Below are 21,756 nucleotides of genomic sequence, written 5' to 3'. Positions count from 1 at the left end.
GCTTTGCCCACCCTACGAAAGCCCGGCGTCTCGCAGACGACGATCGTTGATCGCGCGAGATGAATCCGGCTGTCCCCGCTCGTCACGGGAGAAGCGCGCTCGCGCGCGGCCCGCAAATATGGATAGCCATTTCATTGACCAATCGCGGCAATCGCCGGATATTTGCGACATCGAAGCTGCTCCTCGAGTCCAAGCCGCACCATGAGAACCGATCGCCAGCGCAATTCCAATGACATGCATGCGTGCATGACGCGGCGCTGTTTCTCGGCGGCGACGGGCGCCTGTTGCTGTTGCTGACCGCGTCCTAGCAACATCCACACCGCAAATTTGCAAGTCAGGAGCGCCGGAATTCCGGCGAACGAGCAGTCATGTCTCAGGCCCAGTCCAACGCCTACATCATCGAGATCCACGACCGTGCCGCCGGCATCGTCACGAGGGATGCCCGCGGCTTCCGCTTCTTCTCCTCCGAGCGCCTGTTCGACAGCCTCGAAGGCCGTCAGTTCCGCTCGGCGCGAGAGGCCGAGCGCGCGGCCCGCGCGGTGCTCTCCGAGCGGAGCCGGCGCGCGAACTCCTCACTCTTCGCCAACTGAATCCAACGCAAAGGAACGCAACATGATTGCACGACGCTATCTTCTGACCGCAGCGCTGCTCGTCGCGACCGCATTCAATGTGTCCGCGCACGCCGAGGACAAGCCGGCGGAAATCCGGATCGGCACGCAGAAGGGCGGCTTCTTCCCGGCGGTGCGGCAGCGTCAGACGCTCGAGAACGCTTTCAGGCCGCTCGGCATCGAGGTCAAGTGGATCGACTTCCAATTCGGTCCGCCGCTGCTGGAGGCCATCAATGTCGGTAGCGTCGATTTCGGCTTCGTCGGCGATACACCGCCGATATTCGCGCAGGCGGGCGGCGCCAGGATCCGCTACGTCGCGGCTGTGAAGTCCGAAGGCGACAATCAGGCGATCATCGTGCCGAAGGATTCGGCGATCAAGACGCTCGCCGATCTCGAGGGCAAGCGCGTCGCCTTCGGCAAGGGATCGAGCGCGCACAATCTGCTGGTCGCATCGCTCGAGAAGGCGGGGCTGTCCTGGTCCGATATTACGCCGGCACCGCTCGCGCCGGCTGATGCGACCGCGGCCTTCGTCAAGGGCTCGGTCGACGCCTGGTCGATCTGGGATCCCTATCTCGCGCTCGCCGAACTGAAGGAGGGCGCGCGGGTGATCGCGTTCGACAAGGACGTGCACAAGCCGAACGCCTACTACATCGCCAACACGGATTTCGTCGAAAAATATCCGTCGCTGGTCGCCAGGCTCAACACCAGCTTCGCCTCCGAAGGCGCCTGGGCGAACTCACATCACGAGGAGGTCGCGAAGGCGCAGTCCGAGGCGACTGGTGTCGACATCGAGGCCGTCCGCCGCTTCGTCAATCGATCGACTTACAGCGTGGTGCCGCTCGACGCCGAGGTGATCAAGACCCAGCAGGCCGTCGCCGATCGCTTTGCAAAGCTCGGCCTGATCCCGAAGCCGGTCAACGTCTCCGACATCGTCTGGAAGTGGACGCCGGGGTCCTGAGGCCGGGCGAGTCCTAGCCCTTCAGCGCCGCCAGCAGTTCATCCGGGCGCTCGGCCATGATCATGTGGCCGGCGCCAGGCACCACGACCGTCTTCGCATGCGGGATGGCGGCCGCAAGCGCCTTGCCCGCCTTCGCCGGGGTCATCATGTCGCGTTCGCCGAGAATCAATGTCGTCGGCACCTTCACGCTCGCGGCTGCGGCGAGCGCATTCGCATAGGCATTGCAGGCCGAGAGATCCCTGAACAGCACGCCCGGCTCGCAAGACTTCAGCACCGCCTGCGCGCCGCCATGCATCCACAGGCCCGGGGCGAGGCTGCCGCCGAGCTCCGCGTTGAAGCCGAGGCCCCAGATCGAGACCATGTCGTTGGCATCCTGTGAGTTGGCCTCGGCGGCCTTCAGCAAATCCGGGCCGACCGTCATGGTCGCTGCGGTGCCGATCAGGCTCAGCGCCGAGACCTTGTCGGGGTGACGGGCCGCCGTCTCCAGCGAGATCAGCGATCCCATGGAATGGCCGATCAGATGCGCCTTCGCGGCTCCTGCCGCATCGAGTAGTGCCGCGGTCCAGTCGGCCATCGCGGCAATGCTGCCGAGCGAGGGACTGGCCGAGCGGCCGTGACCTGGAAGGTCCGGCGCCAGCACGCCAAAGCCGTGGTGGGCGAACCAGCGCGTGTGCAGCGCCCAGGTCGAATGGTCGAAGCCGGCGCCGTGGATGAAGACGACAGCGGGCAGCGACTTGTCGAAGTCGCGGCCGCCGGTTGCGGCGAACACATCAAGGCCGTTGACGGAGAGCTTCATGGTGTCAGACCTTTTGCGAGATGCGCAGCGCCTGCGCCAGATCGTCGATGATGTCGCTGGCCGTCTCGATGCCGACCGACAGCCGCACCAGCTCCTCGCCGATGCCGGCGTCCCTAAGCTGCTCGGCATCCATCTGCTGATGGGTGGTCGACGCCGGGTGGATCACCAGCGTCTTGGCATCGCCGACATTGGCGAGGTGACTGATCATGCGCAGCGATTCGATGAACTTGCGTCCTGCAGGCCGCCCGCCCTTGATGCCGAAGGAGATGATCGAGCCGGCGCCGCGCGGCAGCAGCTGCTTTGCGAGCTGATAGTCCGTGTGCGTCTCCAGCGCGGGATGCAGCACCCAGTCGACAGCCTTGTTGGCCTTCAGGGCTTCCAGCACGAGATGCGTGTTCTGCATGTGGCGGTCCATGCGCACGCCCAACGTCTCGACGCCCTGCAACAGCTGGAACGCGTTGGTGGGCGACAGGCAGGCGCCGAAATCGCGCAGGCCCTCGGTGCGCGCGCGCATGATGAAGGCCGCCGTGCCGAACTGCTCGTCGAAGACGATGCCGTGATAGCCACCATAGGGCTCGGTCAGCACGGCGAACTTGCCGGAGCCGCGCCAGTCGAAGCGGCCGCCGTCGACGATGGCGCCGCCGATCGCGATGCCGTGACCGCCGATCCATTTGGTCGCCGAATGCATGACGATGTCGGCGCCGAGCTCGATGGGCCGGCTGAGATAGGGCGTGGCAAAGGTGTTGTCGATCAGCAGCGGGATCTTCGCCTCATGTGCGATCTGAGCGACCTTGGGGATGTCCAGCACCTCGAGCCCGGGATTGCCGATGGTCTCGCCGATGACGAGCTTGGTGTTGGGCTTGATCGCCGCGCGGAACGCGTCGAGATCGCGCGGCTTCACGAAGGTCGTCGTGATGCCGAAGCGCGGCAGCGTGTGCGCCAGCAGGTTGATGGTGCCGCCATAGAGCGAGCTCGACGCCACGATGTGGTCGCCGGCGCTCAGCAGCGTCGCGATGGCCAGATGCAGCGCGGCCATGCCGCTCGCGGTGCAGATCGCGCCGACGCCGCCTTCCAGCGCCGCGAGCCGCTCCTCCAGCACGCCGGTGGTCGGATTGGAGATGCGCGTATAGATGTGGCCGGCGCGCTCCAGATTGAACAGCGCCGCAGCGTGGTCGGAATCCTGGAACACGTAGGACGTGGTCTGGTAGATCGGCACCGCGCGGGCCCCGGTTGCGGGATCCGGATGCTGGCCCGCATGCAGGCTCAGGGTCTCGAAGGCGGGCGGTTTTGGCGCGGGCATGCGGGGCCTCGTTTGGTCGGTCGGCGATGGGGGCGTTGTGCCATAAAAATGCGCACGAAGTCAGCCCATTGACAGCTCACCGCAAGAGGTCGTCATGCCTGGGCTTGTCCCGGGCATCCACGTTCTAATGCCATGGGGAAAGGCGTGGATGGCCGGGACAAGCCCGGCCATGACGATGTGGTATTGAAGCGAAGCTAGCCCCCGATCGCCTGCTCGATGATCCGCGCCTCCCGCAGCAGGATCTCCGCGACCTCCTGCTCGCGGCGGGGGCCGAGCCTCGTTCGCACCGCGGAGACCGTCATCGCCGCGGCCGGCTGTCCATCCGGGGTCTTGATCCAGGTCGAGATCGATTTCGTGCCCTGCACGAGGCCAGTCTCCCTCAGGCCGTATCCCAGCCGTCGCGCGGCGGTGACCTCGCCGAGGACCGTCGCCACATCGGTCTTGTAAGCCTCGAACCTCTTTTCGTTGGCTGCGACGATCTTTCGCGCGTCTTGCGCCGGCATCGCGGCGAGGATGGCGACGCCCGCACTGGAGACGCCGAGTGGCCGGCGTGCGCCGACCTCGATCGACAGCACCTGGATCGGATAGATTCCGATCCTGCGATCGACGCACAGCGTGTCGTTGCCGGTGCGCACCGTCAGGAACAGCGTGTCGCCGATCTCGGTGGATGCGCGTTGCAGCGACGGATTGGCGGCGATCAAGAGCCGCGACGGCCGCGGCCGTGCCAGCGCCAGTTCCGGAACTTGATTGCCGATCGCGTAGCGGCCGGTCCGCTCGTGCCGCTCGACGATGCCTTCCTCGATCAGCACGTGGACGATGCGGTGCACGGTCGGACGGGTGAGGCCGGTCGCCTGGATCACCTCGGCCAATGGCACACCGGCCTCGCGGCCTGCGGCGAGAATGCGCAGCACGGCGAGCGCGCGCCGGATCGCCTGCGCGCCCTGCCGCGGTGATGTCGCGTGACGGGCGAATTTGGGTCTGTCCATAATATGGACAAGAACGCCACAATTCACTCGACAGGACAAGCGCGCATCTGGAGATTGCGGCCCGATCGAGCTGCCGCGCGCATCGCCGCACGCGACATGGAATTGGAAGCGCTGCCGGGAGGTTAACATGAGATTAATCTGGATTGCCATAGCTGCCGCCACCGCGATGCTGGCAGGGCCTGCGTCGGGCCAGCAATGGCCGGCGCGCAGCGTCAAGCTGATCGTGCCTTATCCGGCCGGCGGCAACGTCGACAGCGCCGCGCGCATCGTCGCCGACAAGCTTCAGGAAAAGCTCGGCCAGCCCTTCATCATCGAGAACAAGGCCGGCGCTGGCGGCATGATCGCGGGCGAGGCGTTCGCGAAATCCGCGCCCGACGGCTACACGCTGTTCGTCGGCGCCAACGGCCCGGTGCTGTTCGCAACCGAGATCAACAAGCGCGAAGCCTATAATTGGAAAAAGGACTTCATGCCGATCTCGACCATCTCGATGACACCGCTGGTGCTCGAGGTGCATCCGTCGGTGCAGGCCAACACTTTCAAGGAATTCATCGAGCTCGCCAAGCGCGAGCCCGGCAAGTTGACGATGGCCTCGCCCGGCCCGGGCACCACCAACCATCTGCTCAGCGAGCTGATGCAGTCGAATCTCGAGCTGCAATGGGTCACCGCGCATTACCGCGGCAACGCGCCGGCGATCAACGATCTGCTCGGCGGCCAGGTGCAGTTCGCGTTCGACCAGCTCACGGTCAGCCTCCAGCACATCAAGGCTGGCCTGTTCCGCGCGCTCGCCGTCACCAGCCCGCACCGGCTGAAATCGCTGCCGGACGTGCCGACCTTCGCCGAGCTCGGCTACAAGGATTTCGATGGCCAGACGTTTACGGGCCTGTTCGCGCCCGCGGGCACGCCGGCGCCCGTCATCGACAAGCTGCACGAGACGCTGGTCGCGATCCTGAAGGACCCTGCCGTGGTCGACAAATTCGAAAAGCTCGGCGGCGAAGCCACGCCGATGACGCCGGACGAGTTCAAGGCCTATCTCGAGCGCGAGGACGCCAAGTGGATTCCAGTGGTGCGCAAGGCCAACATCAAGGCGGATTGATCGATGCGGATCGACCCCACCGAGCTCGGCGCCGAGCGCATCTACCGCCTGATGACCGGCATCGTGGTGCCGCGCCCGATCGCCTGGGTGACGAGCCTGTCAGCCACGGGCGTGCTCAACCTCGCGCCGTTCAGCGCCTTCACCTTCGTCTCGCAGAAGCCGCCGATGCTCGCCATCAGCGTCGGCCGCAAGGGCGCCGACTACAAGGACACCGCGCATAACATCCTCGACACCGAGGAATATGTCATCCACATCGCCGATACGCCGCTCATGAAGGCAGTGCACGACAGTTCCGTCGAGCATCCGCCTGAGATCAGCGAGGTCGAGCATCTCGGTTTGGAGACGCTTGCGAGCGAGCGCATCAAGGTGCCGCGGCTTGCCGCCGCGCCGGTCGCGATGGAATGCCGCTTCCGCCAGTGCCTCGAGTTCGGTGATGCCAAGAGCCGGCTCATCGTCGGCGAGGTCGTGATGTTCCATTTGCGCGACGGCCTCGTGAACGACGGCAAGGTCGAAACCAAGGCGCTCGATCCGATCGCGCGCATCGGCGGTCCCCGTTATGCCCGCCTCGGCGAGATCGTGACGCTGAACACCGTGTTCCAGACGCCCAAATCGAAGGACTGAGCGCGCCGCCCGCCGCGCTGCCCGATACCCATTGGAGAACGACCATGCGACTCCTGAGCTATCTCGTGGACGGAGAGCCGCGCTACGGCGCGGCCGTCGAAGGCGGTGTCGTCGATCTGACCAGGCGGATCGGCCGTGACTTCTCCGACGTGAAGGCACTGATCGCGGCCAACGCGCTGTCCGATGCGCAGGAAGCGGTCGCCGGACAAAAGCCGGACTATGCGCTCGACGATCTCGTCCTGCTGCCGCCGGTGCTGGCGCCGGAAAAGCTCTGGTGCATCGGCGTCAACTACGCCGAGCGCAATGCCGAGTACAAGGACAATTCGGACCTGCCCAAATATCCCAGCCTGTTCGTGCGCAGCATGTCGTCGATATCGGGCTCCGGTCAGCCGCTGGAGAAGCCCAAGGTTTCCGATCAGCTCGACTATGAAGGCGAGCTCGTCATCGTGATCGGGCAGGGCGGCCGCCACATCCCGCGCGAGAAGGCGTGGTCGCATATCTTCGGCATGACGCTGTGCAACGAGGGCACCATCCGCGACTGGCTGCGTCACGGCAAGTTCAACGTCACGCAAGGCAAGAATTTCGATCGTTCCGGCAGCATCGGTCCGTGGATCGTCACGTCGGACGAGCTCGATCCGCGCGGGCCTCATGACATCACCACGCGCGTCAACGGCGAGGTGCGGCAGCAGGACACGACCGAACGGCTGATGTTCCCGTTCGATTATCTGATCTCCTATCTCTCGACCTTCGCGACGCTGAAGCCCGGCGACATGATCGTGACCGGCACGCCGACGGGGGCGGGCGTTCGCTTCGATCCGCCGCGCTGGCTGAAGGTTGGCGACGTCGTCGAGGTCGAGTCGAGCCGCATCGGCGTGCTGCGCAACACCGTCGCGGCGGAGCAGTAGACCATGCTGGATGCCGCCACGATCGAACGGCTTGCCGCGCGCCTGGATGAAGCCGAGCGCACCAAGACGCTGATCCCGATGTTCACGAAGGACTATCCCGATTTCGCCATCGAGGATGCCTACGCCGTCCAGCACGCCTGGACCAAGCTGCAGCTTGGCCGCGGCCGCATCATCAAGGGCCACAAGATCGGCCTGACCTCGAAAGCGATGCAGAACGCGGTCGGCATCAACGAGCCCGATTACGGCGTGCTGTTCGCCGACATGTTCTATGCCGACGCCACGCCGATCCCGTTCGACCGTTTCCACGCGCCGCGGATCGAGGTCGAGCTCGCCTTCGTGCTGAAGGCGCCGCTGCGTGGGCCCGACTGCACCATCTTCGACGTGCTCAACGCCACCGACTACGTCACGCCCGCGCTCGAGATTTTGGAGACGCGCATGCACCGCGTCGATCCAGAGACCGGCAAGACGCGAAAGGTCATGGACACGATCTCGGACAACGCGGCGAATGCCGCGCTGGTGCTCGGTGGCCGGCCGTTCCGCCCGATGGATGCGGATCTGCGCTGGATCGGCGCACTGCTGTTCCGCAACGGCGAGGTCGAGGAGACCGGGCTTGCCGCCGGCGTGCTCAATCACCCCGCCAGCGGCATCGCCTGGCTCGCCAACCGCCTTGCGCCGCATGACGAGCATCTCAAGGCCGGCGAAGTCGTGCTGGCGGGATCGTTCACGCGCCCTGTCGACATCCGCCGCGGCGACACGTTCCATGCCGACTACGGCCCGTTCGGCTCGGTGTCGTGCCAGTTCGTCTGAAGCAATAAGCAAGAGGGAGCGCACCATGAGTGGTCACACGCGGCGCAAGAGCATCCACATCGGCGGCTTCAAGCACGTCAATCCGATTCCGAACGCCTGCCGCATCGGCAATCTCGTGATGTCGGGCGTCATCCTCGGCCGCGATCCCGCGACCAACGCGATGCCGGAGAGCTTGGATGCTCAATGCGCCAACATGTTCGCCCACATGAAGGCGACGGTGGAGGCGGCCGGCGGCACCACGGATGACATCATCAAGATGACGGTCTGGCTGAAGGACCGTACCCAGCGCGGCCCGGTCAATGTCGAGTGGCTAAAAATGTTTCCGGACGAGCATTCGCGCCCGGCGCGCCACGCGCTGCCGATGGACAACATGGACGGCGGCGCGCTGGTGCAGTGCGACTTCACCGCCGTGATCGACTGAAGGAGCGTTGCATGCCGACCTATTTGCCGTTCGATCCCAATCCGCGCCGCCCGGTCAAGGCCCCGCCGCCGAAGACCGTCGACAGCCAGTTCCACGTGCTGGGCCCGATCGACAAATATCCGGAGCGCCCCGGCGCGGCCTACCGCATGCCGACCGCGACCTGGGAGGCTGCGCTGCGCGTGCACAAGACGCTCGGCATCGAGCGCGGCATCATCGTGCAGACCACGACCTATGGCGCGGACCATGCCGTCGTGCTCGACGGCCTCGCCGCGATGGGCCCGAACTATCGCGGCTGCGCCAACGCGCTGGTGTTCGCGGAGGCGAACGACGCCTATCTCGCCAAGCTGCATGACGCCGGCGTGCGCGGCGCGCGCTTCAGCTTCCGCCAGGAGCTCGGCGCCGTGCTGTCGGATGCCGATTTCGCCCGTGCGATCGCCCGCATCCGCGAGCTCGGCTGGTACGTCAAGATCCAGCCCGAGAAGGACGGCATCATGTCGAGCGTCGCCAAATACGAGAATCTCGACGTCCCCGTGCTGATCGATCACATGGCGCGCCCTGATCCGGAGGCCGGCAAGAGCGATCCGAATTTGCGCAAGATGCTGGAGCTGCTCGAGAAGGGCAATTTCTGGGTGATGCTGTCGCTCGGCGAGAAGACCTCGAAGGCCGGCGCGCCCTATGACGACGTGATCCCGATCGCGCGCGCCTATATCGAGGCGGCCGTCGACCGCTGCGTCTGGGCCAGCGACTGGCCGCATCCGGTCTCCGTCAAGCAGCCGCCGAACGATGCCGATCTGCTCGAGCTGATGTACCGCTACGCGCCCGACCAGGCGGAGCTGGAGAAGATTCTCGTCCACAATCCGGCAAAGCTGTTCGGCTTTCCGGATTAGAATTCGAATTGTCGCCACAAACGCGGTGCGCGCCCTCTCCCGCCTGCGGGAGAGGGCGTACTTCTGGCGGGGCGCTCGATCGCGCTCACACCGCCGGCTGCTTCGCCAGCTGATCCCGCACCCCTGCCGCGATCTCGAACGAGCGCAACCGTGCGGCGTGGTCGTAGATCTGCCCCGTGGTGATCAATTCGTCCGCGCCGGTCTCGGCGAGCAGCGCCTTCAGCTTTGCCTCGACTACATCAGGCGAGCCGACCGCGGAGCAGGACAGCGACTGGCCGACCATGGCCTTCTCCCCCGGCGACCACAGCGCATCCATGTCGTCCACCGGCGGCGGGAGGGGCCCCGGCGTGCCGCGGCGCAAATTGATGAACTGCTGCTGCAGCGAGGAGAACATCCGCTGCGCCTCCGCGTCGCTATCGGCGGCGAACACGTTGACGCCGACCATCGCATAGGGCTTGTCGAGCTGCGCCGACGGCTCGAAGCGCGCGCGATATTCGCGCAGCGCCGACATCATCATCTGCGGCGCGAAGTGCGAGGCGAAGGCGAACGGCAGCCCAAGCATCGCGGCAAGCTGCGCGCCAAAGGTGCTCGATCCCAAAATCCAGAGCGGCACCTTGGTCCCCATGCCGGGCACGGCGCGGATCGCCTGGTTCGGCTGCACGTCGCCGAGCAGCGCCTGCAACTCCAGCACGTCATGCGGAAAATTCTCGGACGTGGTGGCAAGGTCGCGGCGCAGCGCCCGCGCGGTGAACTGGTCGGTGCCCGGCGCGCGGCCGAGCCCGAGATCGATCCGCCCGGGATAGAGCGATTCCAGCGTGCCGAACTGCTCGGCGATGACCAGCGGCGAATGGTTTGGCAGCATGACGCCGCCGGAGCCGACGCGGATCGTCCTGGTGCCGCCCGCGATATGCCCGATCACCACCGACGTCGCCGCGCTCGCGATGCCCGTCATATTGTGATGCTCGGCCAGCCAGAAGCGCTTGTAGCCCCAGGTCTCCGCGTGCCGGGCGAGATCGAGCGAATTGCGGAACGCCTGCGCGGCGTCGCCGCCTTGGCGGATCGGTGCGAGGTCGAGCACGGAGAAGGGGATCATGGGGAGGCTACCGGTGAGGGGATGCGCATTGGGCTTTCACATGTAGTGCCCGTCGATCGGAATGTTAGCGCCGCCGCGCAATGACCGACCATGTCGGCCCGGCATGGATGGATATGGATCGTATTGAAATGGCTGATGTTTTCAGGCGTCGGGCAAACGTCTTTGGCGCCTGCCGCCGGTGCGCGCCGGCAAGGCATCGTTGCGGAGCCCCCATCTTTCCCACGCGGAGATGGGACCTGCAGGCCGGCGATACAGCCGCGACGACGGCTGGTCCTGTGTGCGTCATTACGACCCGGCGCCCAGCCGCGCGGCAGCATCGCCAATTCCGGAATTGTGCGAATTGCCAGTGGCAACCAGCACGGGTTTCATGTTTAGTGACGCGTATTGTTTGAAGGCGTGTTTTTCGCGAACGAAGCGGCATCCCGAGACGAGATTGATTGTCGATGGAGCGGCCGTCGTGAGCGAGCACCAGCAAGGCTGGGCTCGCTGAAAATGTATTGGCAAGGCGTTCCAGCCGCAGGCTGCGCCGCATCACGGAATAGAGAGTTGGATCATGGGTGGTCCTCCCGGCGAAGTGACTCCCCCGGCTGACGAAGCGCCCGCCCCGGCAAAGAAGGGTCTCAAGACCTTGATTGGCAAGAGCTGGATTGTGGTGGCGGGCTTCATCGTTGCGGCCGCCGCGACATTCGCTTTGGTGCGTTGGACCGGGACCGGCGAGCAGCCCAAGCTTTCGGTCGCGAAGCAATGGAACGAGGCGATCCAGAAGCTCGGCTTCGAGCCGGTCTATCCACCCGTCGAGGACATCCAGGTCGGCGACATCTTTGCGATGATCTCCGACGATGCGGTCAGCGATTCGGCGACGGACGAGCCGTTCGCGGGGCGCTCGATCAAATTGCTGCATCTCGATTTGACTCCGGAAATCGAGGAGGCCTATCGGGCGGTCTATCAGTTTCCTGCCACGAACGTGCGGCCTGAGCATGACGGACAGATCTGGCCGCAAGCGAACTCCACCGAATCGCTGTTCAAGCCGCCCGCGACCCGGACCACCCTTCCGCTCGTGCTGTTTCCGCGCTTCACCATCACCAATGTGAAGCGGGCCAGCGGCAGCGCCAGCGCGATGTCCCAGCTGTTGAGCGGCGGGTTCGGTGCCGACGCCAGCTCGACCGAAACGGTCGAGGTCAGGTTTTCCGCCACCGAGACCTATGGCGTTCCGGCGGTGCCGGCGGAGCTTCGGCTGCTCGACTTCTGCGAAGACGACGCAACGAAAGGGTTCTGCTCGCAGCAAGGATTGCGCAAGCAGCTTTCGATCCTGATCGGCAAGAGGATCGACGACAAGGTGAAAGATCGGACGACGGGCGTCGAGCGGCCGCGCTTCTCGGTGGAGCTCGCGCTCGTCAGCCGCGTGTTCCTGGCCCGCTCTATTCAAACCAGCATGGGCGAGGATGGCAGTACGCGGGGGAACGTGGGGGTGAACCGGCAGGCTGTATTGCCGGCGGCCGCAGCGGAGGCGGCCCCGGCGGCTGCAGGCGCAAGCGGCGACGGCAAGCCGCAGCCCCCCGCTCCGACGCCGCAGGCCGGCCCGAACGATGCGCCCGGCGGGGCGATCGCCTTCGAGCGCCGCGCGACGTCGAACGTGCTGCTGCCGGATACGCTGCTGCCGCGCCCGGTCGTGGTCGGTTTCAAGAGCGTTCGATTGAGGCCTGTGGAGTGAAGGATGAGCACACGCAAGACACTGATGCTGGCCAGCCTGGCGCTGATCGCGCTTCCGCTGCCCCGCGCTGAGCTGTCCAGCCGGATCGCCGAAGGCTGCAACTGCGACCGAAGCAAGATGGCGTGCAGGATCCAATGCTCCGACATTGGGTCGGGAACCGGTACGGGCGGCGGGTCGAGTACGTTCAGGATTGCCCCTGATGTCGATCGTCCAGTCCCGGAGCGGCCGATCGTCGTGCCGCCGACGGTGCCGGATATCAGGAGCTCGGCCGGACAGATCAACAGGTGATCGGCTGACTGACCGATCGAGGTGCCGGTGGGGCATCGAGCATTTGGCGGCTTTGGCTTCGCAGCGTGAGTGTCAGGGGGAATGCAGATGATGTTGAAGGGATCGATTCGGTTCTTGATCGCGGTGGTGCTGGCCTGCCTGCTTCAGGTGCCGGTGACGCGGACGGCGTCGGCGCAGGCGGATCCCCGGCAAATCCTGACGGCTGTCATCCAGCAATTGCAGACGGGCACGCCGAATCCAACCTGGTACGGTCCCCAGCTCTGGCAGACCATCGCCATGCAGACCAACAACAGCGGCGTCTACATGCCGCTGGTTCAGCTCGGGCAGGTGACCAATGTCGTCCTGAGCGGGCAAACTCAGCTCCCGGCGGGACCGGTCTATTCGATGGTCGCGCAGCATCAGCAGGGGGTGTCGACCTGGCTCTTGGGCATCAGCCTCTATACCAACCGGATCGAATACGCGAACTTCAACATCGGCTCCACGCCCCAGCAACTGCCGGCCCAGCCCGTGCCGCTTCCGCAAACCGCGGCTCCGACTCCCGGAAGCGTGCCAAATCCGCCGGCGAACCCCCCGCCCCAGACCAGCGGCACCTCCGAGGCTTGTAAGCGGTTTCCAAATCTCTGCTAGGGAGACATGCAGATGCTGACACGACGATGTTGCATCGCGGGCTGTGGCCTTCTTCTCTTCGGCGGCATTGGCGCACGGGCCGCCGACACTCGCCACAATCCGTCCTATGGCTGCAGTCTGACTGCGAGCGAAGCCAGCAACATTCTCGGCGACAAGCAGGATGGCGGCAACGTGCGCGAGATGCCGTCGATACCCAAGTCGGGCGACAAGGATTTCGACCGGGCGCTGGCGGAGACGCTGGTCCGGATTTCCGATTGTCTGAACGTCACGCCCAGCTTCGCCTATTTCGACGACCATGACTCGCCGAATGCCTTTGCGTTGCGGGAGAAGCGCGTGGCCGGGACCGATGGCACAGTGCTGTTCGGCCAACGGCTCCTGAAGCAATTGATGGCAGATCCCGAGGCGGGAGATGCCGCGGTCGCCGGCATCTGCGCCCACGAGTTTGGACATGTCCTGCAGTGGAAGGTGGGGGTGGACGAAATTCTCCTCGATGGGCAGCCCACCGTCAAACGGGTGGAACTGCATGCGGATTTTCTTGCCGGTTATTTCGCAGGCGTTCGCAAATTGCAGCAATCGAGCTTCAACGCCGCCGTGATCGCCCTGACGCAATTCAACGCGGGCGACAACATGCTCAAGCACCCGAAACATCACGGCACCCCGAAGGAACGCGGGGACGCGATCGTCAAGGGTTACCAGACCGGACACGACGACAAGAAGTCGCTGCTGGACGCCCTCAATATCGGCGAGAAGTACGTCAAGGCGAACTTCTGACGCGGCTCTGGCTGCTTTCACAACAGCGTTATTGCGACCCGGGGCGCCCTTCGTCGTAACTGGGCGTCGGGCGTCTGTTGCTGTAGTCTCACTGGTGCCACTGCACTGCTCGCCCGGAGGAACCGACATGACCATGGTCGTACTCAATCGCCGCAACCTGCTGGTCGCGGGCGGCTCCGTCCTGGCGAGCGGGGTTTTCGCAGCCGGCGTGCCCGGCCTGCTGTTGCCCGCTCGCGCCGACGCCCTCGCACCGACCGAAACGATGTCGGGCGGCGCCAACAACTACCGCAAGGGCGCGGCGATCGTAGAGCGGATCGGCAAGGGCGGCTTCTGGATGAGCGGCACCGTGCGCCGCGCCGGCGACGGCGCGCCGCTCGCCGGACAGCGTATCCAGATCTGGGCACACACGACCGAAGGCCAGGAGCACGAGCCGCAGAGCCACGGCGCCACGCTCACCGACAAGGACGGCAAGTTCCGGCTCGAGATGCCGCAGATCATTCCGATCTTCGGCCAGCCGCATGGTCACCTCGCCTATGACAGCGGCGAGTTCAAAACCGTCTTTCTGCGGCCGGTGATGCGCAGCGCCAAGGAAACCAGCCTCGAAGCGCACTTCGTGCTGCAGCCGGCCTGATCGGGCCGCGAATGACGGGGTGGACATCGGCGCGGTCGATCCTGATCTGGGTCGGTCTTGCCTTCGCGATTGGCGCGCCGATCCTGCTTGCTGCGACAAGCGAGCAGCTCGCATGGCGCGGGCCGGTCTATATCCTCGCCGGCTTCGCCGGGATCATCGCACTCGGTCTCGTGCTGGTTCAGCCACTGCTGATCGGCGGATATCTGGCGCCGCTGTCGGCCTATCGCGGACGGCGCGCCCATCACTGGATCGGCGGCGCGCTGGTCATCGCGGTGGTGATCCACGTCGCCGGCCTCTGGATCACCAGTCCGCCCGACATGATCGACGCCCTGACCTACGCATCGCCGACGCCATTCTCGCCCTTTGGCGTGACCGCGATGTGGGCCATCTTCATTGTCGCACTGCTGGCGTCCCTGCGCCGGCGGTTAGAGCTGCGGCCGCGAACCTGGCGCTTGATTCATATGCCGCTCGCCATCGTCATCGTCGTCGGCAGCGTGGTCCATTGCCTGCTGATCGAGGGAACGATGGAGACGATCTCGAAGGCCGTGCTGTGCGCGGCCGTCCTCGCGGCGACGATCAAAGCGATGATTGACCTGCAGGTGTGGCGAAAGCGAAGGGCACTGCGCGGGGAGGGCGTCGAGCGGCAGTGACACGACCGCGCCGAGATTCGTAGCCCGGATGGAGCGAAGCGCAATCCGGGATGATTGCATCCGTGGTTGACGGTCCCGGATTACGCTTGCGCTCCATCCGGGCTACGCAGCCTCGCTTGCCGCAGTCGGCGACGCGGCGTAACCTCGCGCAATGACCGTCACGGCCCCCGATCTGGAAGCGTTCCTGCTCGCGACGCCATTTTTCGGCGGTCTCCCGCAGCCGAGCCTCGACCTCCTGATGTCCATGCTGGTCGAGCGAAGCTTCGAGGCAGGCAGCACCGTCGTGGCGGAGGGCGAGCCGGGCCGCTCGCTGTTCATCGTCAAATCCGGCCGGCTCGCGGTAAGCAAACGGACGAATGCGGGGAGCATCATCCCGATCTCCGTGCTGGAGCGCGGCGACTTCTTCGGTGAGATGACGCTGATCGAAATGCAAAACCGCTCGGCAACGGTTGTCGCGGAGGCGCCGACGGTGCTGTACGAGCTGACCGCCCAAAATCTCTACGCCTGCTACAAGGCCGACATCCACGCCTATGTGATCGTCCTGCAGAACATCAACCGCGAGCTGTGCCGACGGCTGCGCCGGGCAGATGATCGGTTTGCGAGGCGCGCGGCAGAGAACGACAATTGACGATGCGTAGGATGGGTAGAGCACTTGCGAAACCCATCATGCCTCGGCGCCGAATAAACCCGCGATGGGTTTCGCTCGCTCTACCCATCCTACGAGCAACGGTGGACAAGTCGCTCCGCCCATCCTGCAAGCCGGCGCTTTGATAAGGCTACAGCAGCGCCATGGAGTGCAGCGAGTTTCTATGAAAGCCGAAGGCAACAATGCCGGAGAGAAGCAACGCAATCCCGGTCACGATCAGGCAACACGCAAACACTATCCAAGCCTCTGGTTGGTTATCCACGGCAAGACGATAATAGATAAAACTTTACCGACAATCGAAAGGAAAGATTAACCTTACCAGCGCGCCCCAGTCGCGAGCCGTCGGGCAAAACACCCCAAACCCCGTCAATCCCCCTTCGCAAAAAGATTCCACTCTACCGAAATTCGGATTCGCGGCATATTCCCGCCATCCCGGCCCGAGGAGAGGGGCGATCGTACGTCGCAACGAACGTGGGCTGGGGTGCGGTGGACGCGGCTGCGTCGGGCACGGCAAGGCGGGACCAGGGCGGGTGATCCTCGTGAGGTTCTTCTCCGTGTGACGAACGGCGCAGCTGCGTACGGCTAAACCATGTGGTCCTGGCTGTCGTTGCTACAGCCAAGCTTTCGCGAAGATGCATCGGCCAACCGGACGGTGCATCGTCTGTCGCGAGGTGACGGAGGCCAGAGGGAACTCGGCTCCGGGGAGAGCAGGCATAGGCCGTCAACCCATCGCGCAGGGAAGGCCGGGTGTTTTCCGGCCCACCTGTTGTCCGCCTGCGCATTTGCGTGTGCAAATTCCTCGCGCAGCGGGTCATGGGTGCCAGCCGGCACCCGGTCTTCCCTGCGCCCTCTTCAAGGAAGAGGGTCAAGGAAAGCAGCAAAACTCGGACGCTTCGCGCCGCGAGATTGCTGCTTCATGTGTGAACACAGGAATGACGCGTGTTCTCGCCCGAACACAAAATGACCGAGCGTTCTCGCCTCGCCCGTGTCGCCTGTATCAGCGGCGGGCGGCGATCGCCGTCAGCTCCAGCTTGACGCCCGGGCCGAGATCCGCAACGCCAACGGCCGCACGTGCCGGCAGGTGGTCCGCGGTGAAATAGCGCTTCCACACCTGGTTGAGCGCCGCCTTGTCGGCGAGATCAGCCACAAAGATCGTCACCTGCAGAACGCAGGAGAGATCGGAGCCGGCCCCTTCGAGCAGGGTCTTCAACTGGCGCAGCACATCGTCGGCCTGGCCGGCCATGTCGAGCCCGGCATCTTCAGGGACGATGCCGCCGAGATAAAGCACGCCATTATGCTCGACGATCTCGTGGAGCAGTCCTTCATAGGGCAGGGAACGTGTGATCACGATCGCATCCGTGGGTGTTGCGGGCTCGCTGCCAAATGGGGCTGCCAAGTGGGGCTGCCAAGTGGAGGGCTCGCTTCGATGGGGAAAAATGGTGCTGCCAGACAGGATTGAACTGTCGACCTCTCCATTACCAATGGAGTGCTCTACCACTGAGCTACGGCAGCATGTGCTGGTGAAGAATCGGGCGCCCGAGGGGCGCTACCAAGCGGGCCGATATCTGCCACAAGCCCCCCTCCTGTGCAAGCTTGCTCGACCCGTCAAACCGAGAAAATCGGGCCGATATCGGGGCCAAAATGCCCGTTTTGGCGCGAAACCACCGACTTCCCGGCGATTCGGGCTCCGATATCCCCCGCCAACTGGCCAGTTGCCCCAGGCACCGGATTCGATCCATTTCGCGTTTCGCACGAATGGATCGCGCCGGCCTCTTGAGCTGTCGCCATTCGGTGGCATCCTGCCGCCGACCGATGTGATGGATCCGTGATGGCCGACGAGACCGACAAGAGAGCGAACCAGGCGAGGACGTCCCGCGACGACCGCTTGAAATCGGCGCTGCGCGAAAACCTGAAGCGGCGGAAGCTGCAGGCACGCGAACGCGGCGCAAGCACCGACCCCTCGCAGAACGACGATGGTTCCCTAGATGAGGGGGCCGCCGGCAAGACCGGAGGTTGAAGGCCGGCACCTGGAATTTTGCAATGAGCGAGAATGACGATGGGGCAGAACGGACAGCAACCAACCGGTGACGAGGCGCTGATGTCGCGCTTCACCCGCCCCGAGCAGACCTTTCCGGCGCTGACGCCGGCCGAGATCGAGCGCATCAGGCATTTCGGCGAGGTCCGCAGCTACGCCGACGGCGAGTTCCTGTTCGAGACCGGCAAGCCGGGTCCGGGCATGTTCGTGGTGCTGAAGGGCCATGTCGCCATCACCCAGCGTGACGGCCTCGGCCATGTCACGCCTGTGATCGACCAGGGGCCGGGGCAGTTTCTGGCCGAGCTCAGCCAGCTCTCCGGACAGCCGGCGCTGGTCGACGGCCGCGCCGAGGGCGATGTCGAGACGCTGCTGTTGCCGCCGGAGCGGCTGCGCGCGCTGCTGGTCGCCGAGGCCGATCTCGGCGAGCGCATCATGCGCGCGCTGATCCTGCGCCGGGTCAATCTGATCCAGGGCGGCATCGGCGGTCCGGTGCTGATCGGTCCGTCGAACTCCGCCGGCGTGGTGCGGTTGCAGGGTTTTCTCACCCGCAACGGTCAGCCGCATCATCTGCTCGATCCCGATCGTGATCCCGACGCGGGTGAGTTGATCGCGCGCTATTCGCCCAAGGCCGAAGACTGGCCGCTGGTCGTCGCCGCAAGCGGCGCGGTGTTGCGCAATCCCGATGAGACCGAGCTTGCCCGCGCCATCGGCATGATTGGCGGCGCCAAGGACGGCCGCATCTACGACGTTGCGGTCGTCGGCTGCGGACCGGCCGGCCTCGCCACCGCCGTGTATGCGGCGTCCGAAGGGTTGTCGGTCGCGGTGCTCGACATCCGGGCCTTCGGCGGCCAGGCCGGCGCCAGCGCCCGCATCGAAAACTATCTTGGCTTTCCGACCGGCATCTCGGGCCAGGCCCTGACCGCGCGCGCTTTCACCCAGGCGCAGAAATTCGGCGCCGACATCATGATTCCCGTCACGGTGAAGTCGCTCGACTGCACCCGCAAGGACGGCGCGTTTGCGGTGGCGCTCGACGGCTGCGATCCCTTGCGCTCGCGCGCGGTGGTGGTCGCGAGCGGCGCGCGCTATCGCCGGCCGGAGATCGCAAACCTCGACAAGTTCGAGGGGCGCGGCGTCTGGTACTGGGCCTCGCCCGTGGAGGCGAAGCTCTGCGCCGGCGAGGAGGTCGCGCTGGTCGGTGCGGGCAATTCGGCAGGTCAGGCGGCCGTGTTCCTGTCGGGTCACGCGAAGAAAGTGTTGATGATCATCCGCGGCGGCGGCCTGGGCGCCAGCATGTCGCGCTATCTCATCGAGCGCATCGAAGCGACGCCGAACATCGAATTGATGTTCAACACCGAGATATCGGCGCTCGAGGGCGACGAGGCCGCGCTGCTGCGGCGCATCCGCTGGAAGAGCCGGCTGTCCGATGACGAGGATTCTGCCGACATCCGCAATCTCTTTCTGTTCGTCGGCGCCGATCCCGCCACCGCCTGGCTCGACGGCTGCGGCGTGACGCTCGATCGCGGCGGCTTCGTCGTGACGGGCGCGCAGTCCGAGCAGAACCAGGGCAAGCTGGTGGCACCGCTGGAGACCTCCGTGCCCGGCGTCTATGCCGTCGGCGACGTGCGCTCCGGTTCGGTCAAGCGCGTCGGCGGCGCCATCGGCGAGGGCGCGCAGGTGGTGGCCTCCCTGCACGGCTATCTCGGCGACGCCGCAAAACCGGCGCTTTAGCCGAGCAGAAGACAAGCAGTTGGCAAGACGAATGGGACTTGCCATCTTGCCGCGCCCCACAGACTATCGCCTCGTCGCGAGGCCAATCGCGCGCGGAAAAACAAAGATTCCCAAGGGAGGAATAAATGGCCGAACTCGTCGTGCTCTACAAAACGCCCAAGGATGCTGCCGCCTTCGACAAGCATTATGCCGAGACCCACATTCCGCTCGCCAAGAAGCTTCCCGGCTTGAAGAAGTACGCAGTCAGCACGGGCGCGGTCGGCTCCCCCGCTGGGCCGTCAGGGATTCATCTCGTCGCCATTCTCACCTTCGACAGCGTGGGCGACATCCAGAAGGCCTTCGGCAGCGAAGCGGGCAAGGCGGCCGCAGGCGACGTGCCGAAATTCGCCAGCGGCGGTGCCGACCTCTTGATCTTCGACACCAAGGAAGTGTGAGGCTCGATTCAACTTTCGTCGAAAGCCTGCAAGAGCGTAGCCCGGATGGAGCGCAGCGTAATCCGGGGCCGCTCTCTCTTGTGGCACGATTCCCGGATTTCGCTGCGCTCCATCCGGGCTACAAACTACATCTGCCGTCGTTTGTGACAGCGGTGCAAAAAATTCAGCCATGCGTTTGTCGATTCGCACGATGACGCATGGCTTCGCACATGCATGTGACGACAACACAGGTGGCAATCTCATGAGGACCGTAATACTACTCTCATGACCTCGATGCGTAGGAGAGATGTCATGGTCCTCGGCTTGAGCCTGCCCGCCTTCACGATGATCCATGTCATCATCAGCCTGATCGCCATCGCCGCCGGCCTCGTCGTGATGTTCGGCCTGCTCGGCTCGAAGTCGATGCCGGGCCTCACCGCGGTCTTCCTGCTGTTCACGATCCTGACCAGCGCCACCGGCTTCCTCTTCCCGTTCGAGAAGCTGCTGCCCTCGCACATCATCGGCATCATCTCGCTGGTGCTGCTCGCCATCGCCTGCATCGCGCTGTACGGCATGAAGCTCTCCGGTGTCTGGCGCCCCGTCTATGTCGTGACCGCGATGGTCTCGCTCTACTTCAACGTCTTCGTGCTGGTGATCCAGTCGTTCCTCAAGGTGCCGGCGCTTGCCGCGCTCGCCCCCGCCGTGGCCCCGGCGCCGCCGTCTGGTCCCGTGTTCGCGGTGGTGCAGGGCGTCGTGCTGGTGTTCTTCGTCGTGCTCACGATCGGCGCCTGGCGCCGCTTTCGGCCGATGGCGTTTGCCTGATCACACGATTCTCAACGTCCCCGGTTGATGCGGGGCATCGCATTCGCGATCTCGCGCGACTATCTGCGCACCACGGGCGCGTGCTTGCTCACGCGCAACGCAACTGAACTTCACTGAAAGAGAGCGCTCATGCCCATCATCACCACCAAAGACGGCGTCGAGATCTTCTACAAGGATTGGGGCAGTGGCCAGCCGATCGTGTTCAGCCATGGTTGGCCGTTGTCGGCCGATGACTGGGACGCGCAGATGATTTTCTTCGCCAACAACGGTTATCGCGTCATCGCTCATGACCGCCGCGGCCATGGCCGCTCGTCGCAGGTTTCCGACGGCCACGACATGGATCACTACGCCGATGATCTCGCGGCCGTCACTGCGCATCTTGACCTCAAGAACGCCATCCATGTCGGCCATTCCACCGGCGGCGGCGAAGTCGTGCATTACATCGCGCGCCACGGCGAGAGCCGGGTGGCGAAAGCGGCGATCCTCTCCGCGGTGCCGCCGCTGATGCTGCAGACCGCGGCCAATCCGGGCGGCTTGCCGAAGAGCGTGTTCGACGATCTCCAGAAGCAGCTCGCGGCCAGCCGCACGCAGTTCTATCGCGACCTCCCCGCCGGCCCGTTCTACGGCTACAACCGTCCCGGCGCAAAGCCGTCGGAAGCGGTGATCCAGAACTGGTGGCGCCAGGGCATGATGGGCGGCGCGAAGGCGCATTACGACGGCATCGTCGCGTTCTCGCAGACCGACTTCACCGAGGATCTGAAGAAGATCAACGTGCCGGTGCTGGTGATGCACGGCGACGACGACCAGATCGTGCCCTACGCCGATTCCGCGCCGCTCTCGGCCAAGCTGCTGAAGAAGGGCATCCTGAAAACCTACAAGGGTTTCCCCCACGGCATGCCGACCACACACGCCGAAACCATCAACGCGGACCTGCTGGCGTTCTTCAGGGAGTGAGGCGC

General features: G+C 64.9%; 25 protein-coding genes and 1 tRNA gene. 20 read left to right on the top strand and 6 right to left on the bottom strand.

Going from position 1 to position 21,756, the window contains the following annotated elements; translation table 11 throughout:
* Positions 1 to 368: 368 nt before the first annotated feature.
* Both AABA84_RS28520 and AABA84_RS28515 read left to right on the top strand, forming a co-directional pair.
* Entirely contained in the window at positions 369 to 590 is a 222-nt protein-coding gene (locus tag AABA84_RS28520) for a hypothetical protein (RefSeq protein WP_212246025.1), read from the top strand.
* 22 nt (positions 591 to 612) lie between these two features.
* Positions 613 to 1,566 (top strand): aliphatic sulfonate ABC transporter substrate-binding protein, encoded by a 954-nt coding sequence (locus AABA84_RS28515; protein ID WP_338305805.1) that lies wholly within the window; start codon positions 613 to 615, stop codon positions 1,564 to 1,566.
* A 13-nt stretch (positions 1,567 to 1,579) separates the two neighbouring features.
* Here the strand turns inward: AABA84_RS28515 and AABA84_RS28510 are convergent, their stop codons facing one another.
* The 3 genes from AABA84_RS28510 to AABA84_RS28500 all read right to left on the bottom strand — a co-directional run bounded on the left by AABA84_RS28510 (position 1,580) and on the right by AABA84_RS28500 (position 4,648).
* Complete coding sequence (locus AABA84_RS28510; protein WP_338305804.1) at positions 1,580 to 2,362, bottom strand: alpha/beta fold hydrolase; 783 nt, start codon at positions 2,360 to 2,362, stop codon at positions 1,580 to 1,582.
* Between the two features lie 4 nt (positions 2,363 to 2,366).
* Entirely contained in the window at positions 2,367 to 3,662 is a 1,296-nt protein-coding gene (locus AABA84_RS28505; RefSeq protein ID WP_338313815.1) for an O-acetylhomoserine aminocarboxypropyltransferase, read from the bottom strand.
* Positions 3,663 to 3,856: 194 nt separating this feature from the next.
* A complete protein-coding gene (locus AABA84_RS28500; RefSeq protein ID WP_338313814.1) occupies positions 3,857 to 4,648 on the bottom strand; it encodes an IclR family transcriptional regulator in 792 nt (263 codons plus the stop codon).
* Between the two features lie 127 nt (positions 4,649 to 4,775).
* Here AABA84_RS28500 and AABA84_RS28495 point away from each other — a divergent pair, with 127 nt between their 5' ends.
* Genes AABA84_RS28495 through AABA84_RS28470 form a run of 6 tightly spaced genes read left to right on the top strand, consistent with a single transcriptional unit; the run spans position 4,776 to position 9,382 of the window.
* Complete coding sequence (locus tag AABA84_RS28495) at positions 4,776 to 5,741, top strand: Bug family tripartite tricarboxylate transporter substrate binding protein (RefSeq protein ID WP_212246020.1); 966 nt, start codon at positions 4,776 to 4,778, stop codon at positions 5,739 to 5,741.
* A 3-nt stretch (positions 5,742 to 5,744) separates the two neighbouring features.
* Positions 5,745 to 6,362, top strand: coding sequence for a flavin reductase family protein (locus AABA84_RS28490; protein WP_212246019.1), 618 nt, complete (start codon positions 5,745 to 5,747; stop codon positions 6,360 to 6,362).
* Positions 6,363 to 6,406: 44 nt separating this feature from the next.
* On the top strand, positions 6,407 to 7,267 hold the full coding sequence (locus AABA84_RS28485; protein WP_338313813.1) for a fumarylacetoacetate hydrolase family protein: 861 nt from the start codon (positions 6,407 to 6,409) through the stop codon (positions 7,265 to 7,267).
* A 3-nt stretch (positions 7,268 to 7,270) separates the two neighbouring features.
* Complete coding sequence (gene hpaH, locus AABA84_RS28480; RefSeq protein WP_338313812.1) at positions 7,271 to 8,074, top strand: 2-oxo-hept-4-ene-1,7-dioate hydratase; 804 nt, start codon at positions 7,271 to 7,273, stop codon at positions 8,072 to 8,074.
* A gap of 25 nt (positions 8,075 to 8,099) precedes the next feature.
* Entirely contained in the window at positions 8,100 to 8,495 is a 396-nt protein-coding gene (locus tag AABA84_RS28475) for a RidA family protein (protein WP_018321243.1), read from the top strand.
* Positions 8,496 to 8,506: 11 nt separating this feature from the next.
* Complete coding sequence (locus AABA84_RS28470; RefSeq protein WP_338313811.1) at positions 8,507 to 9,382, top strand: amidohydrolase family protein; 876 nt, start codon at positions 8,507 to 8,509, stop codon at positions 9,380 to 9,382.
* A gap of 85 nt (positions 9,383 to 9,467) precedes the next feature.
* On the opposite strand, the gene AABA84_RS28465 is transcribed toward AABA84_RS28470, so the two are convergent.
* The gene (locus AABA84_RS28465; RefSeq protein WP_338313810.1) at positions 9,468 to 10,475 is read right to left on the bottom strand and encodes an LLM class flavin-dependent oxidoreductase; all 1,008 of its coding nucleotides are present in this window, start codon (positions 10,473 to 10,475) and stop codon (positions 9,468 to 9,470) included.
* A 553-nt stretch (positions 10,476 to 11,028) separates the two neighbouring features.
* On the opposite strand from AABA84_RS28465, the gene AABA84_RS28460 reads away from it, so the two are divergent.
* The 7 genes from AABA84_RS28460 (at position 11,029) to AABA84_RS28430 (ending at position 15,781) form a co-directional block, all read left to right on the top strand.
* Positions 11,029 to 12,186 (top strand): hypothetical protein, encoded by a 1,158-nt coding sequence (locus AABA84_RS28460; RefSeq protein ID WP_338313809.1) that lies wholly within the window; start codon positions 11,029 to 11,031, stop codon positions 12,184 to 12,186.
* Positions 12,187 to 12,189: 3 nt separating this feature from the next.
* Positions 12,190 to 12,474 carry a hypothetical protein gene (locus tag AABA84_RS28455; protein ID WP_338313808.1) on the top strand — a complete coding sequence of 95 codons (285 nt, stop codon included), beginning with the start codon at positions 12,190 to 12,192 and terminating at the stop codon, positions 12,472 to 12,474.
* 87 nt (positions 12,475 to 12,561) lie between these two features.
* Positions 12,562 to 13,101, top strand: coding sequence for a hypothetical protein (locus AABA84_RS28450; RefSeq protein WP_212246005.1), 540 nt, complete (start codon positions 12,562 to 12,564; stop codon positions 13,099 to 13,101).
* A 6-nt stretch (positions 13,102 to 13,107) separates the two neighbouring features.
* Positions 13,108 to 13,872 carry a M48 family metalloprotease gene (locus AABA84_RS28445; protein WP_338313807.1) on the top strand — a complete coding sequence of 255 codons (765 nt, stop codon included), beginning with the start codon at positions 13,108 to 13,110 and terminating at the stop codon, positions 13,870 to 13,872.
* A 127-nt stretch (positions 13,873 to 13,999) separates the two neighbouring features.
* Positions 14,000 to 14,503 carry a Twin-arginine translocation pathway signal gene (locus tag AABA84_RS28440; protein WP_338313806.1) on the top strand — a complete coding sequence of 168 codons (504 nt, stop codon included), beginning with the start codon at positions 14,000 to 14,002 and terminating at the stop codon, positions 14,501 to 14,503.
* Positions 14,504 to 14,514: 11 nt separating this feature from the next.
* Entirely contained in the window at positions 14,515 to 15,153 is a 639-nt protein-coding gene (locus AABA84_RS28435) for a ferric reductase-like transmembrane domain-containing protein (protein ID WP_338313805.1), read from the top strand.
* 151 nt (positions 15,154 to 15,304) lie between these two features.
* Entirely contained in the window at positions 15,305 to 15,781 is a 477-nt protein-coding gene (locus AABA84_RS28430) for a cyclic nucleotide-binding domain-containing protein (protein WP_338313804.1), read from the top strand.
* 1,015 nt (positions 15,782 to 16,796) lie between these two features.
* Here AABA84_RS28430 and AABA84_RS28425 read toward each other — a convergent pair.
* Positions 16,797 to 17,147: a RidA family protein gene (locus AABA84_RS28425; protein WP_212372152.1), complete on the bottom strand. Its 351-nt coding sequence runs from the start codon at positions 17,145 to 17,147 to the stop codon at positions 16,797 to 16,799.
* An 89-nt stretch (positions 17,148 to 17,236) separates the two neighbouring features.
* Positions 17,237 to 17,311, bottom strand: a tRNA-Thr gene (locus AABA84_RS28420).
* 316 nt (positions 17,312 to 17,627) lie between these two features.
* Between AABA84_RS28420 and AABA84_RS28415 the strand changes: the two genes are divergently transcribed.
* The 5 genes from AABA84_RS28415 (at position 17,628) to AABA84_RS28395 (ending at position 21,751) form a co-directional block, all read left to right on the top strand.
* Entirely contained in the window at positions 17,628 to 17,816 is a 189-nt protein-coding gene (locus tag AABA84_RS28415; RefSeq protein ID WP_212245995.1) for a hypothetical protein, read from the top strand.
* A 39-nt stretch (positions 17,817 to 17,855) separates the two neighbouring features.
* Positions 17,856 to 19,562, top strand: coding sequence for an FAD-dependent oxidoreductase (locus AABA84_RS28410; protein WP_338313850.1), 1,707 nt, complete (start codon positions 17,856 to 17,858; stop codon positions 19,560 to 19,562).
* Between the two features lie 125 nt (positions 19,563 to 19,687).
* Entirely contained in the window at positions 19,688 to 19,996 is a 309-nt protein-coding gene (locus tag AABA84_RS28405) for an EthD family reductase (protein WP_100175035.1), read from the top strand.
* Between the two features lie 291 nt (positions 19,997 to 20,287).
* Positions 20,288 to 20,797 (top strand): hypothetical protein, encoded by a 510-nt coding sequence (locus AABA84_RS28400; protein WP_212245990.1) that lies wholly within the window; start codon positions 20,288 to 20,290, stop codon positions 20,795 to 20,797.
* Between the two features lie 129 nt (positions 20,798 to 20,926).
* Positions 20,927 to 21,751, top strand: a complete 825-nt coding sequence (locus tag AABA84_RS28395) for an alpha/beta fold hydrolase (RefSeq protein WP_338305788.1) — start codon at positions 20,927 to 20,929, stop codon at positions 21,749 to 21,751.
* Positions 21,752 to 21,756 lie beyond the last annotated feature (5 nt).

The sequence above is a fragment of the Bradyrhizobium sp. TM239 genome (assembly GCF_036247985.1).
GTDB lineage: Bacteria > Pseudomonadota > Alphaproteobacteria > Rhizobiales > Xanthobacteraceae > Bradyrhizobium > Bradyrhizobium ottawaense.
Note: the sequence above shows the minus strand (reverse complement) of the source record. Positions and strands in the feature narration are given on the sequence as shown.